This is a genomic window from Giesbergeria giesbergeri, assembly GCF_054779375.1.
This window is the reverse complement of record NZ_BAAGYJ010000024.1, coordinates 1-618: the sequence shown is the minus strand read 5'-3', so window position 1 is coordinate 618 and position 618 is coordinate 1. Positions and strand designations below refer to the sequence as shown.

At 44.8% G+C, this 618-nt stretch carries 1 protein-coding gene; it reads right to left on the bottom strand.

The genetic code is table 11. From position 1 onward, the window contains the following. Nucleotides 1-412: 412 nt before the first annotated feature. The coding region (locus ACYVB2_RS15450; RefSeq protein ID WP_382434997.1) for a hypothetical protein at nucleotides 413-618 on the bottom strand (206 nt) is incomplete at its 5' end.

The following is a 618-nucleotide window of genomic DNA, read 5'->3' as shown; positions in this document are numbered from 1 at the left end:
CTAACGAACTAAGGTAAGCGGCAGCTGTAAGCTGTCCGCTTGAGCGATAGGTTAGATGTATCTCTAAAGTTTCAGCAACCGTCTGCATGCTTCCAAAGATGCTGCGGTCAAAGCCACCGCTACTGAGCTTGATGTCCCCACATAGACGAGGATGTCTACCACAATATTTATGCTCAACGCTGTGGCCAAATATACTCTTCGAAACGGGATGACAATATAGAGAAGTTCCTTGTTGAGACGGAACCGATTTCTTGTAAGGTCTATGGTCTCATTATCGAAACAGTAGATTTCTGTGACGGGCCGGATGAAAAGATATTGCAGATAGTATTTAAAATACAGCACTTCTACCAATTCATCCCGAAATAAATCGGTGAAAAGGCCACTTGGTATATGTAGCGCAAGCTGGGCTGGCTTACCCCATTTTTTCAGTGTCTGGATCCTCAGGACAGCCACTCACAGATGCCGTGGTAACTAAACTCTCCAGTAGTTCTTGGCCAAAGAGGACTTCAAAAATACACAGGCGTACCCACTTCCAACGAGATAAAACAGGGGTAACTCGTTCAGTGTCACGAAAGTAGATAATCTTCCAGTAGTTCTGGATGATTGGTCTCTGCGTAT